Consider the following 14911-nt stretch of genomic DNA (forward strand, 5'->3'; position numbering starts at 1 on the left):
GAAAAACGCAATTGGTCATCTTGACCAACTGACTTCTCATACCTTTTCGAAATCGGAAGTGTCATGTCTATTTCAGATCTCTTTAAGCCACTCACGTTACTTCATGGACCAGCAATGAGAAATCGTTTCATGCTGGCGCCGCTTACCAATCAGCAAAGCGAACTCGACGGCAGCGCGTCAGAGTTCGATCAGGACTGGATCGAACAGGTAGCAGACGGAGGCTACGCACTGATCCAGACCAGCGCTGCGACTGTCGAGGCGAGCGGGATTGCGTTCAGGCGGCAGCTGGGTATCCATAGCGACGCGCATCTACCCGGTCTCACCGGGATGGCCACGGCAATCCGCGCGGGAGGGGCGCTGTCAGCCGTCCAGTTGCACCATGCCGGACACCGCGCGCGCCCGGAACTGGGCGGAATCCCGGCGCCGGCCTCCAGCACGACCTTGCCGGGTGTTCGCGCATTGACAACAGAAGAGGTGGAGCGAATCCGGGATAGCTTCATCCTGGCCGCGAAAAGAGCGGAACAAGCCGGTTTCGATGGCGTTGCGCTTCACGGTGCGTTCGGATGGATCTTGTCGGAGTTCATGTCCCCGTTACTCAATGATCGAACTGACAAGTATGGCGGCAGCATTGAAAACCGTATCCGCCTCACGATCGAAGTTATTGAAGGCATACGGCAGGCATGTGGTCCTCACTTCCAGATCGGCTGGCGTCTCTCGGTGGAACGCTATGGCTTGAATCTCGAGCAACTGCGAGAAATCACTGCTGAGATTCTCGATCGGGAGTTGATCGACTACCTCGACCTCGCGCTCTGGGACTCCGCGCAAGTTGTACAGGAAGGGGCGTTCAAAGGCAAAAGCATGCTTGGCCTCTTCACGGGGCTGCCTCGAAAAGGCGTGCGTGTTGGCACGGCGGGCAAGATCATGAGCGCCGCACGCGCCGCGCAATTGCTCGACGAGGGATGCGACTTCGTACTGATCGGCCGGGCCGGCATTCTTCAGCGGGACTTTCCTGTTCAGGTGAATCAAAACCCGTATTACGAGAGTCCGACGCTACCCGTTACAGCTGAGTATCTCCGAACCAGAGGCCTGAGCGAACGCTTCATCAATCATATGCGGGGATGGCCTTCCTTCGTTTCGCCGGGTTCGTAGTCGAGACGAACTGCGCCGAACCATGCGCGGTGGAGGATCAAATGAGGTGTGGTTCGATAACGTTCCGACGGCTCCTGTTTGAACGGATGCCGAACGCCGTGCAGGGTCGGGCGTCCATCTCTGCGCCCGTCGTGACTGTCAACCCAAAGAATCGAGGTCGGACATGAATAAACTGCAGGCGATGGAGGTGTTCGTTCAGGTGGTCGATGCTGGCGGATTTACGCGCGCGGCCGAGAACATGCAGCTTCCCAAGGCGACCGTCTCGACCCTGGTCCAATCCCTGGAAGAATCGCTCTCGGTCAAGCTGCTTCACCGGACGACTCGCCGCATCAGCGTGACCGTGGAAGGCGCCGTCTACTACGAACGTGCGATGCGAGTGCTGGCGGAAGTGCGCGAGGCCGACGAGTGCGTCGCGCTCAGTCGCTCGAGTCCATCGGGGCGGTTGCGTGTCGACGCTCCGACCGGCCTGGCCAGCGAGGTGATCATTCCTGCTCTTTCTGACTTCCTTGAGCGCTATCCTGACATCCAGCTTGAACTTGGTTGCAGCGACCGAAATGTAGAGCTTATCGAAGAGGGCGTGGATTGCGCGATACGGGGCGGTCGACAGCTTGCCGACTCCAGCCTGATCGCTCGCAGGGTCGGCACGATGCGTTACGCGACCTGCGCCTCTCGTGCCTACCTTGAGCGTTACGGTCAGCCTATGCATCCCGACGATCTGGTGAACCATCATTGCGTCAACTATTTCTCGGCGCGCAACGGGACCAAGTTTGACTGGTATTTCGAGCGTGAAGGCGAGAAGGCTCAGGTATCGCTGTCGAGTCGTATCGCGCTGAGCGACAGCTATGCGTATACGGCGGCGGGCCTTGCGGGGCTCGGCATCATACAAATGGCGAATTTTCTGACCGATCCCCTGCTCAAGGACGGCCGGCTCGTGACGATACTGGGCGATTGGACAAACGAACCGCTTCCCGTGTACGTGGTGTACCCGCAAAACCGGCACCTCTCCGCGAAGTTACGCGTATTCGTTGAGTGGATCGCGGAACTGTTTTCCAATCACGCGGCAATGCGCTGAAAGAGCATCTACCGACCTACGGCTGAACCACGCGTTTATGCCGCATAACCGCTGGCTGCCAGAACGGCAGCCAGTGGCACACCGTCCAGCGCGTTATGCCTTGGGCAACTGCTGAAACGTTTCGATCACGCGCGCCGAGTACGTGAGTGCAGCTCCGGCATTCAGCGCGATAGCGACACCCAATGCCTCGGAAATCTCAGGCAGGGTCGCGCCGGCCTCGACGGCCTTCCTGGTGTGCACTGCAATGCAGCCATCGCAGCGTGTCGTGACGGCCACAGCGAGTGCAATCAGCTCGTGAATTCTCGGATCCAGATGGCCCGTCTTTTCGGCAGCCTTTTCCATCGTCATCAGGCCGCGAAGTACGTCGGGAGTTTGCTTGGCAAAATCGCCAACACGTTCCAGCAGCGTGTCGCGATAACCGTTCCAATCGTTCATCATGAAGACTGCTCCTTTTCAGGTTTGAAAGGCGGCCACCGATGCGGCGCCGGCCAAAAAACGCGGCGATCGAAAGTCGAACACTCCGCGACCGCCAGTGAGAGATGACCTTTCGAATTAACCAGCAGGCCGGTGCCGACTATTGGGTTGCTGCTGCCTGGCGTTCCGCTTCCAGAGCGGCACGAATGCTCAATCGCTGTTCCATACGCGCCATATACTGTTGAATCGACTTGTAGATCGACAGATCGAGATTGACGCGCGGCGACCACGACAGAACGTTGTACAGATACGCATCGGCAACCGAAAACTGTGCGCCGAGGACATGATCATTCGTGGACAGGTGCTCGTCGATATACTCGAACTTGCTGGTCAGGTTGCCGTCCGCGAAGCGCTTTTTTGTGTCCGGATCGATGAACGACGAGAACATCACACCCATACCCTTGTGCAGATCGCTCGCGATGAAATTGAGCCACTCAAGGGCCGTATATCGTTCCCGGGTACCGAAAGCCGGAAGGAGCTTGCTCGCCGGATTCTTATCAGCGATCCACTGAAGGATGACTGCGCCTTCCGTAATCATGTCGCCGTCGTCGAGTTTCAATACGGGGATGAAACCCTTGGGCGTTACTTTCCGATAGTCACCCTCGATGGTCGTCTTGGTCTTGAAATCGACCTTGACGAGTTCGTACTTCTGTCCCGCTTCTTGCAGTGCGATTTGAGAAGCAAGGCCACACGAGCCAGGCGCGTAATAAAGTTTCATGGGGAACATCCTTGAGAGATAGAAAAGGGGGCAAACGTGTCGCCATGACGCGTTCGCCGTTACAGCCGTTCGGTTAGAACTTCGGAAGGCCGACTACTTGGCCTGCAACGCTGAATCGATATCGGCCGCCGCGTGGCGCTCGAGGAGGAACGTGCCTGGCTGTCCAGACGTCCGGTTCACGATCCTCCCTCTTGCCACTGCCGGGCGCGCGGCAATGGCCTTGTACCAGCGCAGAAGGTGCTTGTATTCCTCGACTGCAACAAATTCGTGCGTGTTGTACACGCCGTAGAGACTGCCTGGTTGCCACGGCCAGACTGCCATGTCCGCGATCGTGTATTGGTCGCCCGCGAGAAACTCATGAGATGCCAGATGCGTGTCGAGGACGTGTAGTTGTCGCTTCACCTCCATCGCATAGCGGTCGATTGCATATTCGATCTTTAGCGGCGCATAGGCGTAGAAGTGACCCAGGCCACCCCCGACAAAAGGCGCTGTTCCCATTTGCCACATCAGCCAGTTAAACGTCTCGGTACGGGCGCGACGCTCGGTGGGCAGGAATGCGCCGAACCGTTCGGCCAGATACACGAGAATCGAGCCGCTTTCGAAAACAGGTGTGACCGGACTCGTCGACTGATCCACCAGCGCCGGGATCTTCGAGTTCGGATTCACTGCTGCGAACCCGCTTCCGAACTGGTCACCTTTGAAGATATCAATGAGCCACGCGTCGTACTCGGCGTCGGTATGGCCCGCCGCCAGCAGTTCCTCCAACAGGATCGTGACCTTTTGACCGTTGGGCGTCCCTTGCGAGTAGAGCTGCAACGGATGCTTGCCGACCGGTAGATCGCGCTCGAACCTGGCTCCCGATACAGGGCTGTTGATGTTGCCGAACTGGCCACCGTAGGTTGTCTTCGGGCTCCATACCTTGGGAGGTACGTACCCTGCAGGCTGGTTCTCAAGAATGATTTCAGTCATCGTTCACTCCGTTTTAACCAGATGGCAATTTTTTGAATGGCAAATGGCAAGGTGAGGAAATTCCACTTGTCGCAGCAGCCTGATATCTCACTCTGATGATCAATTCCGCTCGACAAATCTATTTCGTGATTCATTGATATAAATTCTATAAAGGCTATCGGAATACATAAACGAGCACGATTCGAATACACCATTCAGCGATTCGAACAATCTGGAAAGCAAGCCGGCTCGAAACGGCCTGGCATCGTGTATCCCGATGCAACGGGCGTGCGATGCCAGTTAGCGGGGTCTACACCGCGTCGTATGGGCATGCCGGGAGAGGTAGCCTTTGGCTACAGAGAAATCGGAACCACAGAACTTTCAGCGCTTACCTTATTGGCTAGGCCAGACGTGCCGCCGAAGCGGGCCGCCATGCCAGCGGCCCGTCTTTATCAAATCAGTCGGCGACGGGTTGCCGCATGTTGACGAACTCTTCCGCGGCGGTTGGATGTATCCCGATGGTGGTGTCGAAGAGGCGTTTCGTTGCACCCGCTCGCAAGGCGACAGCGAACCCCTGAATGATCTCGCCCGCTTCTTCGCCCACCATATGTACGCCCAGCACTTTATCGGTCGCACGGTCAACGACCAGTTTCATCATGGTCCGCGCCGGACTTCCGCTCAACGTGTGCTTTAACGCCCGAAATTCAGACCGGTAGATGTCGATTTCGTCGAATTTCGCTCGAGCCTGCGCTTCCGATAAGCCGACCGTCCCCACATTGGGATGCGTAAAGATTGCAGTCGGCACATTTGCATAGTCCATGCGCCGCTGACCGTCTCCGAAGAGATGCCCAACCACCACCATCGCTTCGGCCAGCGCGATGGGCGTGAGGTGTTGTCGGCTGCTGACATCGCCGACGGCATGGATCGACGGTACGCTGCTGCCGTAATTGTCGTCGACCGATACAGCGCCTCTATCGTCAGCGCGCATGCCGATTGTTTCCAGTCCGAGTCCTCTAACCGCTGGTGCGCGACCGGTGGCAAACAGTACGACGCCTGCCTCGAACGTCTGGCCGTTATCAAGCGTTGCGAGGATCGCATCGCCCCGACGGGTGAGTCGTTCTACGGTGCGTCCGAGTTCGATTTCGACGCCCGTCTTCCTCATTTCCTTTTCAAGAAAATCGGAGAGATCGGTATCGAACGCGGAGATCAGACGCGGGTGCCGATGTACCTGCAAGACATGTGCGCCAAGTGCGTTGAAAATCGAGGCAAACTCGCAACCGATATATCCACCGCCAACCACGAGCAGTCTGCGTGGGAAGGCGGGAAGGTCGAACATCTCATCCGAAGTGATGCCAAGATCCTTGCCCGGAATATCAGGAATAGTGGGACGCCCGCCTGTCGCGATGAGAATGTTTCTGGCAGATATGCGTTGGCCCGATACGTCAACGGTGTGTGCGTCCACGAACGATGCCCACCCGTTCATGATCTCGACGCCCGCATTGCTGAGCAGGTTTCGATAGACTTCATTCAAGCGGAGGATCTCATCGTTTCGATTTCGTTTGAGCGTTTCCCAGTCAAACTGAGGCTTGGCAGCCAGGGTCCAGCCAAAGCCCGCGGCCTCCTCGAAGTGTTCGGCGTAGGTTGCCGCATAGCTATAGAGTTTCTTGGGGATGCAGCCGACGTTGACGCAAGTACCGCCGAGTTTTGTTGCCTCGACGATCGCGACCCGCGCTCCCGCTTGAGCGGCCATTCGCGCTGCGCGTACTCCACCGCTGCCACCGCCCACGACCAGAAAATCGAAATCGAACTCGCGCTGACTCATTTCACTCGGTGACTTTTCAGATCACCCCTATAAAAGTTGAGGGATTGCTTGAGATTGCTTTTGTTTCGCATGAAGAAGACCAGCGGGACATACAGGTCAGAATTTCTCGACCCAGGGACGTAACTCGATCTCCCACGACCACGCGCTGCGAGGCTGGCGAAGCACGTCGACGTAGGATTGCGCAATGGCATCGGGGTCCAGCAAGCTGTCCGGAGCAGTGGCGCGATCGTCGAGACCAGCGCGCACAGCACCGTCGATGATGAAGTGTGCGACATGAATGCCTTTCGGTGTCAGTTCGCGTGCAGCGCTCTGTGCGAGCCCTCGCATCGCGAATTGCGCCATGGCGAACGGAGACGAGCCGGCGAAGCCTTTAACACTCGCCGTGGAACCCGTCATCAGGATCGCGCCGTTGCCCGCAGGTGCCATTCGCCTGGCGGCCTGTTGGACGACATAAAACGCGCCGAGCGCGGACACGGCGACAGCTCGATCAACCGCGATGGGATCGAGTTCCGTAATCGGTCCGCGCAACTCGCCGCTCGCGTTGTACGCCACGATCTCGGGCGCACCGATGCGCGCGTCAGCTTGCGCGAAGAGTGTTTCGACCTGCCGTGGATCGGTCGCATCGACGGGCAGCGCAATGGCGCCGGTTTCGTCGACGAGCGACGCCAGTTTGTCCACGTTGCGCGCCGCGATAATGACCGGAATATTGGCAGCGCGTAACCGTCGGGTGAGTGATGCGCTAATGCCGGGTCCCGCGCCGATAATCAACGCACTGCGATAAGGAATGTTCATGTTGGTTCGATCCTCGAGATGGGTTGGAAAGAGGCGCATTGCGTGTGTACGAGCCGGGACACAGGCGCCCGGTACGCTTCGATATCTGCCCGTGGTTCGTCGAATGCTCGCATCCCGACTAATCGCTGAATTGACTCTACCGAAGCTTGAAAAACCGATATACGAGCACCACGCGAATTCATCGTTCAGTCACTCGAACAATCGAGCCTGTTTCATGCAGCGGGACGCGGGTCTGAGCAAGCCAGAATCATTCGATCAGCCGACTCAGGCCGCAAGGCTTAGTGATGAAGGTACAGCCGGGAGGGCGTGCCGTTACCCGATTCGATCGAGGTGCTTTGAAGCAGTCGACAAGGTTGAAGTTCGCCCGCTTGTCACAGGGACAATTGTCGCCGTGTATTTCAAGGATGGCGCGCTGGTGAAAAAGGGCGATCGGCTTTTCAGCATTGATCCGGGGCCCTATGCCGCAGAGGTTGACCGCACGGCTGCGCAACTGGCGGCCGCTCAGGCTCAGGAACGCTATGCGACGTCGGATGCAGCCGGCGCCGACCGCCTTGGATAAGCGCATAGGTTAGCCGAGGATGTTTGATCGATAAAAGAGACACCCCTCGCTTGCATGGCCGAAAACCTTGCGCATGCGACATTGGAACGGCTCCGCGTTCAATCGAGAATGGGGCTTTCGAGGAGTGAAACGATCATGCCGTATTTGCAACTGGACGTATGCGGCCACTATCCGGTGGAAGACAAGCAGCGCCTGGCGCTGAAAATGAGCGAGACCTATGCACAGTTGATGTCGGTCGACATCCGGCGAATCAGTGTCGCGATCCGCGAACTGGGCGACGGTGGCGTCTGGCGGATTCCAGAAGCCGGCGAGGCGCCGGTGCCCGTCGCGGTCATGATGCTGGACATCAGAAAGGGACGGCCACCCGAGTTGCGCATGGAAGTGGCGAAAGCGCTATGCGCGCATTGCATCGATATCCTCGGCCTGCGCGAAGACCGGCTCAACGTCGAATTCACGCAGCACTCCGGGGACGAGATGTATCACCCGGCGCTGGGCGGCTACAGCCCGGAGTGGACGCCGGGCGAGCCGCGGGGCGAGCAATAGTCAGCCTGGCCCGGTGTGCATCAGACCGCAAGCGGCGTGACCCCCGACGCCCGCTGGATGGTCTGCGGCGGCTGACCGAACGCACGCAGGAACGCCTGACGCATGCGCTCACGGTCACCGAAACCCGTCTCCCTCGCGACCACCTCGATCGGATGACGCGTTGTCTCCATCATCAGCCGGGCGGCTTCCACGCGTAGCCGCTCGACCGCCTTGGCGGGCGATTGCCCCGTTTCCTCACGAAATACCCGGCTGAACTGGCGCGGACTGAGCCGCGCCGCTTCGGCCAGCCGCTCGACCGACAGATCGCTCGCGAGGTTTTCGCTGGCATAGGTCAGCGCCATCTGCACGCGATCCGAGCGTGCGCCCATCTCCAGTAACGCGGAGAACTGCGACTGGCCGCCGCCGCGCCGTTGATACAGCACGAGCTTGCGCGCGACCATGCGCGACGTCTCCAGCCCGAAGTCGCTTTCGATCATGGCCAGTGCGAGGTCTACGCCCGCACTCATGCCTGCTGAAGTCCACATCTGGCCATCGACCACGTAGATGCGGTCTTCTTCGAGTTGAATATCCGGATACTGCGTTTGAAACGCGCGCGCGTGGAACCAGTGCGTCGTGGCTCGCTTGCCCTCCAGCAGGCCGGCCGCCGCCAGTACGAACGCGCCCGTGCAGATCGACGCGATGCGCCGTGAATGATGCGGCGCCTGTCGAAGAAAGTCGATCAGCGCCGCCGAAGGCAGGCGGCATTCGTTATCGCCCGCGACGATCAGCGTGTCGTAACCCTGCCTGGCCAGCGGTTCGCTATGAACCGAAAACCCCTGCGACGAAGCGACCGGTCCGCCGTGCTCGGACACGATGCTGAACTGGTACGACGTTTCATCGCGCAGCAGGTTCGCGTATTCGAAAACGCTCGCCACGGCCAGCGCGAGCGACTGGAAATTCGGATAAACGAGCAGACCGACGGTATGCATGATGTTCCGGTTTGAGTGACTCGATTCATTGAAGCTAGCACAAAAGAGACAGATTTGCTGAAATCAGATGTCCTGAAACCTTGCATCTATGACATTGAGGTCAGGCGTCGCCGAGGTCAGAATTCGCTCCATGAACCAGCAACCCGCTGGTTCAACCCACTCAAAGGAACGATCATGACTGCTTCTACTCATGCTGCTTCGGCCAAAGGCTTCGCACTGGTTACGGGCGCATCGGCCGGCATCGGCGCCATCTATGCGGACCGCCTCGCGCGGCGCGGTTTCAATCTCATTCTGGTGGCGCGCAACCAGTCGCGCCTCGATACGCTCGCCAAGCGCATCACCCAGGAAACGGGCCGCGCGGTCGAGACCGTCGCCGCCGATCTCAACGACAAGGCTGCGCTCGCGAAAATCGAGACCCTGCTCCGCGAAGACGCGCGCATCACGATGCTGGTGAACAACGCCGGCGTCGGTTCGGTTGCATCGGTGCTCGACGGCAATGTCGACGCGATGGAATCGATGATCGACCTGAACATCACCGCGCTGACGCGCCTCACCTACGCCGCCGCACCCGCATTCGTCGCCAGGGGCTCGGGCACCATCATCAATATCAGTTCGGTGGTCGGCATTGCGGTTGAACTGCTGAATGGCGTCTATAGCGCGTCGAAGTCCTATGTGCTGAGCTTCGGCCATGCGTTGCAACGCGACCTCGCGGACAAGGGCGTGCGCGTGCAGACCGTGCTGCCGGCCGCGACGGCCACCGAGTTCTGGGACGTGGCGGGCTATGCGAAGCAGAAGGAAGCCGCGAGCACGATGACTGCCGCCGATCTGGTCGATGCCGCGCTCGCCGGGCTCGATCAGGGCGAACGGGTGACCATCCCGACGCTGCACGACGGCGAGCAATGGACGAAATGGGAAGCGGACCGTCGCGCGTTGACGCCCCGTTTTGCCAATGCGAAGGCCGCGCCGCGCTATGTGCCGAGTGCCGAGTAAGCCTGCCAACTCCTTTGCTGACGAGAACCACCATGAACATCCTCAAATTCGGCGCGGCGGCGCTTGCGATAGGCACCGCCTTCGCGTTGCCGGCAAGCGCATCGGCGCAATCGCGCGGCAAGGTGCTGGTCGTGATGTCGAGTGCGCATCAGCTCGACCTGCGTGACGGCAAACACTATGCAACCGGCTACTACCTGAACGAGTTCGTCGTGCCGTATCGAAAGCTCGTTGAAGCGGGCTATGAGCCGGTCATTGCCAACCCGAACGGCGACATGCCCGTCATGGACGCCAACTCCAACAACAAGATGTTCTTCGGCGGCGATGACGCGGCGCGCGCGGATGCTCTCAAGTACGCGCAAGGCATCGCTCAACTCAAGCATCCGAAGACGCTCGCCTCGGTGGCCGCCGAGGGAACAGACGGCTATGTCGGCCTGTTCATTCCCGGCGGTCATGCGCCGATGGTCGATCTGCTGAGAGACCGCAATCTCGGCAAGATCCTCGTCAGCTTCCATGACAACGGCCGCCCGACCGGCATCATCTGTCACGGACCGATCGTGCTGCTGTCCGCGCTTCATGACCCGGACGCCTTCATCGCCTCGATGATTGCCCATGACGGCAAGGCGAATTCGTATGCAGCCGGCTGGCCGTATGCGGGCTATCGCCTGACGGTCTTCTCTACGGGTGAAGAGCAGCAACTCGAAGGTCCGAACGGGCTCGGCGGCGATGTTCAGTTCTATCCGGTGAATGCACTCGCGGAAGCCGGCGCGCATGTCGATACGGTGGCGAACTGGCATGGCAACGTGGTCGTCGATCGTGAACTGATCACGGGTCAGCAGCCGATGTCGGCACCGGAATTCGCTGACGTGTTGGTGGCGAAGCTCAATGCGCACGCCCGCTGAGCGCCCGTTGCTGTCGTTCCCTGTCACTTCGTTGTTCAGACTCGACTGGCTGATGGGCGCTCCGAACACGTCATTCGAAAGAGTCGTCGTTTCTGACACTGTCCGAGGGACGGAACTCCGTTGACTGCCAGAGCCCGACACGCATCGACTGGATGGATCACGGGTATGGGACGCAGGGTGCAGTGGTCGTCGCTCATGAGCACGCCGCTATCGGGCGGGCGAGAACCATTTGCTATCGATCTGCTCGTCAGTGCCGTCCTCCAACATCGCGAGAAGCGCTTCGTTGGTGGGTTTGCGCAATGCGCTGCCCACGGCAAGCATGCCGTGGGCGCGCTTCGCGGCTCAGTACTGAAGGTCAGTGCATCGTAGACAATGGCCTGCACATCGCCGTGCGCGAGCTGCACGGCGGACAACAGGCCGGCCAAGGCGGGAAGCGTGACCCATATGAAATCCAGGTGCATTCGGCGCGCCAGTTCATCCCACCCATTGATGCTGAAGCCTTCCGGCGCCTGAAGTTGCGGCAGCACGAAAGGCGCGACTGACGAAATCGCGACGCGCAAAGGCGCATGCGCGATGGCCGTGACCGCGGCCGGTCCGGAAGCATCGGCCGCCGCGCGTCCCCCATTGGACCCGAGCAAGCAAAACAGCAGCGCCGGCCAGAGGGATCGCCTCTTCATCACGCTTTTGCCTTAACGCTCGCACCGTCAAACGCGGAAATCGGCGGCCATGTCCTCGTCGCTTCTAGCCTCCAGCTTGCCTGAGCGACACGCGCGGATAAACGCGTCATAGTCTTTCTGATTTTGTTCGGCGTAGCCGAACGCATACTGCGTGAGCGCGTCCGCGAAGCGATTGCCGTTGCCGAGATAAGCCGCAATTTCCACGGCCCGGCCACTGGCCTTCGCGTGGGCGCGCGCCAGCGCCCAGCCGCAGATGCGTCCGTAACCTTTGAGAATCGTGCTGCTCATGCGTTCGACTTCCGCCGACACTTTCATGTCGCGCAACTGACGAAAGTAGAACTGCCGCTCGGCGGGCCCGGTGGACCAGCCCAGAAACGAATCGCTGGCAGCCTGAAGCAGCCGTTGTCCGCTTACGACACGTTCGCCCTGGTGGGTCGGCTCGTCGCCCTGAAAGAACTGTGCGATCACTGACCTGCGCGCTTCCTTGACCTGCAAGAAAAGCGGCTTGTCATGGCTGTCGATGAACAGCATCACCAGACAGAAGGTGCCGACGCTGCCGACGCCAACCACCTTGAACGCAATGTCGTGCAGCGCATACTGCGCGATCAGTTTGCGGCGCTCGGAGGAAAGCGTCTGAATGTAGCGGTCGAAGGAGGCTGCCAGTTTCCCCTTCCATTCTTCGGTGTTGGACCATCTCTGATCGCGGCCCAGCAGTGAATTGGGACCGCCCGGATGGAAGAGCGCGGGCGGCGCATCCTGAATGGTCCAGCGCCCATCGGTCAATACCGCCATCTTGCCGAGCATGCTTTCGTGCGTGCGGCCTGCCGCCTTTTCCATCGTCTTGCTGATGAGCTGACGGCCCTCGGCGGTCACGGCGGCCTCGGTCATCCGCTCGAACGTGACGATCTCATGCCAGAGCTCCAGCGCGCTGCACCCTGCATAGTTGCACATGCGGTCCCGGTACTCGTGCATGGCTGCCGTGATGATCTCGCTGATCGCGCCGCGGTTGAAGCCCATATGCTCGCCAGCGATCGCAAAGCTGGCTGCAAGCCGTTTTACGTCCCACTCCCATGGGCCGGTGGCGGTTTCATCGAAATCATTGAGGTCGAAAACCAGTTGCCGCTCGGGTGTGGCGAAGCCGCCGAAATTCATGAGGTGGGCGTCGCCGCAGATGGGAAACGTGATCCCGCTGTTCACCGTGCCGGCGAGATCATGAGCCTGGATGATCGCGCTGCCGCGATAGAACGTGAAGGGAGACACGGACATGCGGCCATAGCGTAGCGGCACGAGCGCTTCCACGCGGCCCTTGCTGTTTTCCTTCAGTAATTGGACGGGATCACGATCGATGTTCCCGGTTTTCGCATGCAGTGAGCGCTTCGCGTGTTGCCGGGCGTGGCGACCCGCCGCCTGGCGCTCGGTCAAGGTCTGAACGTCTGCCATGTGCCCACCCTGTGTGATTCACTTCGTTGACGCGTGAGCCGTGCAACATGGCTTCCAACGTGTCTCTTGCCGGTTTGAAGCACTCGTTCTAATTCAGTTTAGGACATAAGTTTCATGCTGCCCTGCAATCTTTTGCCCGCTCTCGATGAGCGGACATGAAGGTCTCATCAAGGGCCGGGTATTCACGCGCCAGACTCAGCGGCCCTGGATTGAAGTGCAACGGTAACGGACCTCTCACAGGTCGAACGAGTTTCGCCCGGATGTATCCACGCATGACTCGTCAGGCGATCACGCGAGCAAGCTCGGGCAACCAATCCCTATCTGAATCTCCCATAGGTCGCGGAGTTTGAGCTTTCCGGTACCGCATCGAGATGACCAGGCGTAGAAGAAGCGGCAAGACAACCCGCACGCGCAACTGCATTCCGATACCACGTAACCGAGCAACGTGGGATAAGCCAATGCAGCTCTCAATGTCGAGAGCCGGTTCCTGAGCGGCCCGTGGACATCGAGCAGCCCGAAGGTCAGCTGCCTCCTGGCTTTCCGATAGAAACTCCTTGCCAATCGAACCGGTTAGCTATATCCGTGCTCAAGATCGCATTTTTCTCGCACGATGACCGGTACTCGATTTTCTTTCAACTCATCCACGGCGATAAGCGATGGACTGCTGGAGGTAATCTGGCATGCAACGAAGCGATACCGGGCTCGCTGCATCAGGCTCGGTGAAGATCGTTGCTGCTCTTGCGGACGCTACGCGGTGAGACCGAAGAACTCGGTGCACGTGACGTTGACGACTGCCCAGGTCGAGTCTCGATAACATCATGCTGCACCACACGAACCAATTGTGACGCCGCGGCCGTGAAGTGAAAGCCGGCGCCGGCTGCGACGGAGGCCGCGCCGGCGCGTCGTCACGGGCCTGAGCAAAGTGAACCATTGTGAGCGCCGCTTCCTTCTCAAGATCCGAAAGCATGACCTTGACTTGTCCGACAGGGGCGTGAAATGACGACATTCGTCGATCATCCCGCTCTCCTGTTTGTAGCGCTTCTCCTGCTCCTCATCGGCGCGGTCGCGTTCGGCGCGTACGTGTTGCGCCGCATGGCCGTGCTGCCCGCCGAGGACCGGGAGGACTTCAACATGATCCAGACATCCACGCTGACGTTGCTCGCGCTCCTGGTGGGCTTCAGCCTTTCGATGGCGGTGAACCGCTACGACCTTCGCAAGACGCTGGAAGAAGGTGAAGCCAACGCCATCGGCACCGAATATTCGCGTGCGGATCTCGCCGATGCGGCAGTCGGTGGAAAGATCAAAACCGCCTTGATGCACTATACGAGGCTGAGACTCGCCAGCTATCGCACGCGGGATTCGGTGGAACTGGCGAAGATCAACCGCGACATGGCGAATATCGAAACGGAACTCTGGCAACTGGCGACCCAGGTCGCGAAAGCGCAGCCGACGCCCATCGGGGCGCTCGTTGTCGCAGGCATGAACGATGTTCTGAATTCCCAGGATTACGCGGAGGCGGCGCGGATCAACCATATTCCGGCAGGAGCGTGGTACCTGATGATCATCATCGCCCTGCTCGGGTGTGTCGTGCAGGGTTATGGCGCGAAGGGCAGCCTGCGTAAGGGTTTGCTCATCACCATTCTTCCCGCGACTGTCGCGCTTTCGCTCGCACTCATTGCGGACATCGATAGCCCGAAGAGCGGAATCATCCGTGTGGAGCCGCGCGATCTCACACGGCTCCTGCAGTCGATCGCGCAATGACGGCGCATCGGCGCTCGGGAAGGCGATTTGGGGAGATGGAAAGATCGAACCCTGCTGGGCCGGATGATCGTGCGATGGCACTGGGGCGCTACGTCAGGG

Annotated in this window: 13 protein-coding genes and 1 pseudogene; 7 read left to right on the top strand and 7 right to left on the bottom strand. The window is 59.6% G+C overall.

All coding sequences use genetic code 11. The features are described from left to right. Window positions 1-63: 63 nt before the first annotated feature. Together QCE88_RS18665 and QCE88_RS18670 are read left to right on the top strand one after the other, a co-directional pair. Window positions 64-1149 (top strand): NADH:flavin oxidoreductase, encoded by a 1086-nt coding sequence (locus tag QCE88_RS18665; RefSeq protein ID WP_309904813.1) that lies wholly within the window; start codon window positions 64-66, stop codon window positions 1147-1149. Window positions 1150-1312: 163 nt separating this feature from the next. Continuing rightward, complete coding sequence (locus QCE88_RS18670) at window positions 1313-2221, top strand: LysR family transcriptional regulator (RefSeq protein ID WP_309904815.1); 909 nt, start codon at window positions 1313-1315, stop codon at window positions 2219-2221. Window positions 2222-2314: 93 nt separating this feature from the next. On the opposite strand, the gene QCE88_RS18675 is transcribed toward QCE88_RS18670, so the two are convergent. From QCE88_RS18675 to QCE88_RS18695, 5 genes are all read right to left on the bottom strand, one after another. Continuing rightward, window positions 2315-2659, bottom strand: a complete 345-nt coding sequence (locus QCE88_RS18675) for a carboxymuconolactone decarboxylase family protein (RefSeq protein ID WP_309904817.1) — start codon at window positions 2657-2659, stop codon at window positions 2315-2317. A 136-nt stretch (window positions 2660-2795) separates the two neighbouring features. Beyond that, a complete protein-coding gene (gstA, locus tag QCE88_RS18680; protein ID WP_309904819.1) occupies window positions 2796-3413 on the bottom strand; it encodes a glutathione transferase GstA in 618 nt (205 codons plus the stop codon). Window positions 3414-3506: 93 nt separating this feature from the next. Beyond that, a complete protein-coding gene (gene yghU, locus QCE88_RS18685) occupies window positions 3507-4382 on the bottom strand; it encodes a glutathione-dependent disulfide-bond oxidoreductase (protein WP_309904821.1) in 876 nt (291 codons plus the stop codon). A 436-nt stretch (window positions 4383-4818) separates the two neighbouring features. Beyond that, window positions 4819-6183, bottom strand: coding sequence for a glutathione-disulfide reductase (gene gorA, locus QCE88_RS18690; protein ID WP_309904823.1), 1365 nt, complete (start codon window positions 6181-6183; stop codon window positions 4819-4821). A gap of 96 nt (window positions 6184-6279) precedes the next feature. After that, window positions 6280-6975, bottom strand: a complete 696-nt coding sequence (locus QCE88_RS18695) for an SDR family NAD(P)-dependent oxidoreductase (protein WP_309904826.1) — start codon at window positions 6973-6975, stop codon at window positions 6280-6282. Window positions 6976-7312: 337 nt separating this feature from the next. Between QCE88_RS18695 and QCE88_RS42075 the strand changes: the two are divergent. Both QCE88_RS42075 and QCE88_RS18705 read left to right on the top strand, forming a co-directional pair. Next, window positions 7313-7528 (top strand): annotated as a pseudogene (locus tag QCE88_RS42075) (biotin/lipoyl-binding protein); the annotation flags it as partial. 141 nt (window positions 7529-7669) lie between these two features. Continuing rightward, window positions 7670-8077 carry a tautomerase gene (locus QCE88_RS18705; protein WP_309904832.1) on the top strand — a complete coding sequence of 136 codons (408 nt, stop codon included), beginning with the start codon at window positions 7670-7672 and terminating at the stop codon, window positions 8075-8077. 20 nt (window positions 8078-8097) lie between these two features. Here QCE88_RS18705 and QCE88_RS18710 read toward each other — a convergent pair whose 3' ends face one another. Then, window positions 8098-9045, bottom strand: coding sequence for a GlxA family transcriptional regulator (locus QCE88_RS18710; protein ID WP_309904834.1), 948 nt, complete (start codon window positions 9043-9045; stop codon window positions 8098-8100). A gap of 174 nt (window positions 9046-9219) precedes the next feature. Here QCE88_RS18710 and QCE88_RS18715 point away from each other — a divergent pair, with 174 nt between their 5' ends. Together QCE88_RS18715 and QCE88_RS18720 are read left to right on the top strand one after the other, a co-directional pair. Beyond that, window positions 9220-10035: an SDR family oxidoreductase gene (locus QCE88_RS18715; protein WP_309904836.1), complete on the top strand. Its 816-nt coding sequence runs from the start codon at window positions 9220-9222 to the stop codon at window positions 10033-10035. 32 nt (window positions 10036-10067) lie between these two features. Then, the gene (locus QCE88_RS18720; RefSeq protein ID WP_309904837.1) at window positions 10068-10934 is read left to right on the top strand and encodes a type 1 glutamine amidotransferase domain-containing protein; all 867 of its coding nucleotides are present in this window, start codon (window positions 10068-10070) and stop codon (window positions 10932-10934) included. A 704-nt stretch (window positions 10935-11638) separates the two neighbouring features. On the opposite strand, the gene QCE88_RS18725 is transcribed toward QCE88_RS18720, so the two are convergent. After that, the gene (locus tag QCE88_RS18725) at window positions 11639-13051 is read right to left on the bottom strand and encodes a DUF2252 domain-containing protein (RefSeq protein WP_309904839.1); all 1413 of its coding nucleotides are present in this window, start codon (window positions 13049-13051) and stop codon (window positions 11639-11641) included. A 996-nt stretch (window positions 13052-14047) separates the two neighbouring features. Here QCE88_RS18725 and QCE88_RS18730 point away from each other — a divergent pair. Further along, window positions 14048-14812 (top strand): hypothetical protein, encoded by a 765-nt coding sequence (locus QCE88_RS18730; RefSeq protein WP_309904841.1) that lies wholly within the window; start codon window positions 14048-14050, stop codon window positions 14810-14812. Window positions 14813-14911 lie beyond the last annotated feature (99 nt).

The sequence above is a fragment of the Caballeronia sp. LZ035 genome (assembly GCF_031451175.1).
Taxonomy (GTDB): Bacteria; Pseudomonadota; Gammaproteobacteria; order Burkholderiales; family Burkholderiaceae; genus Caballeronia.

Bases quoted from the DNA above. Each gene is read 5' to 3' on its own strand.
- QCE88_RS18730 (WP_309904841.1), top strand. From the start codon at position 14,048: ATGACGACATTCGTCGATCATCCCGCTCTCCTGTTTGTAGCGCTTCTC.
- QCE88_RS18720 (WP_309904837.1), top strand. From the start codon at position 10,068: ATGAACATCCTCAAATTCGGCGCGGCGGCGCTTGCGATAGGCACCGCC.
- yghU (WP_309904821.1), bottom strand. From the start codon at position 4,382: ATGACTGAAATCATTCTTGAGAACCAGCCTGCAGGGTACGTACCTCCC.
- QCE88_RS18715 (WP_309904836.1), top strand. From the start codon at position 9,220: ATGACTGCTTCTACTCATGCTGCTTCGGCCAAAGGCTTCGCACTGGTT.
- gstA (WP_309904819.1), bottom strand. From the start codon at position 3,413: ATGAAACTTTATTACGCGCCTGGCTCGTGTGGCCTTGCTTCTCAAATC.
- QCE88_RS18675 (WP_309904817.1), bottom strand. From the start codon at position 2,659: ATGATGAACGATTGGAACGGTTATCGCGACACGCTGCTGGAACGTGTT.
- gorA (WP_309904823.1), bottom strand. From the start codon at position 6,183: ATGAGTCAGCGCGAGTTCGATTTCGATTTTCTGGTCGTGGGCGGTGGC.
- QCE88_RS18665 (WP_309904813.1), top strand. From the start codon at position 64: ATGTCTATTTCAGATCTCTTTAAGCCACTCACGTTACTTCATGGACCA.
- QCE88_RS18705 (WP_309904832.1), top strand. From the start codon at position 7,670: ATGCCGTATTTGCAACTGGACGTATGCGGCCACTATCCGGTGGAAGAC.
- QCE88_RS18670 (WP_309904815.1), top strand. From the start codon at position 1,313: ATGAATAAACTGCAGGCGATGGAGGTGTTCGTTCAGGTGGTCGATGCT.
- QCE88_RS18710 (WP_309904834.1), bottom strand. From the start codon at position 9,045: ATGCATACCGTCGGTCTGCTCGTTTATCCGAATTTCCAGTCGCTCGCG.
- QCE88_RS18725 (WP_309904839.1), bottom strand. From the start codon at position 13,051: ATGGCAGACGTTCAGACCTTGACCGAGCGCCAGGCGGCGGGTCGCCAC.
- QCE88_RS18695 (WP_309904826.1), bottom strand. From the start codon at position 6,975: ATGAACATTCCTTATCGCAGTGCGTTGATTATCGGCGCGGGACCCGGC.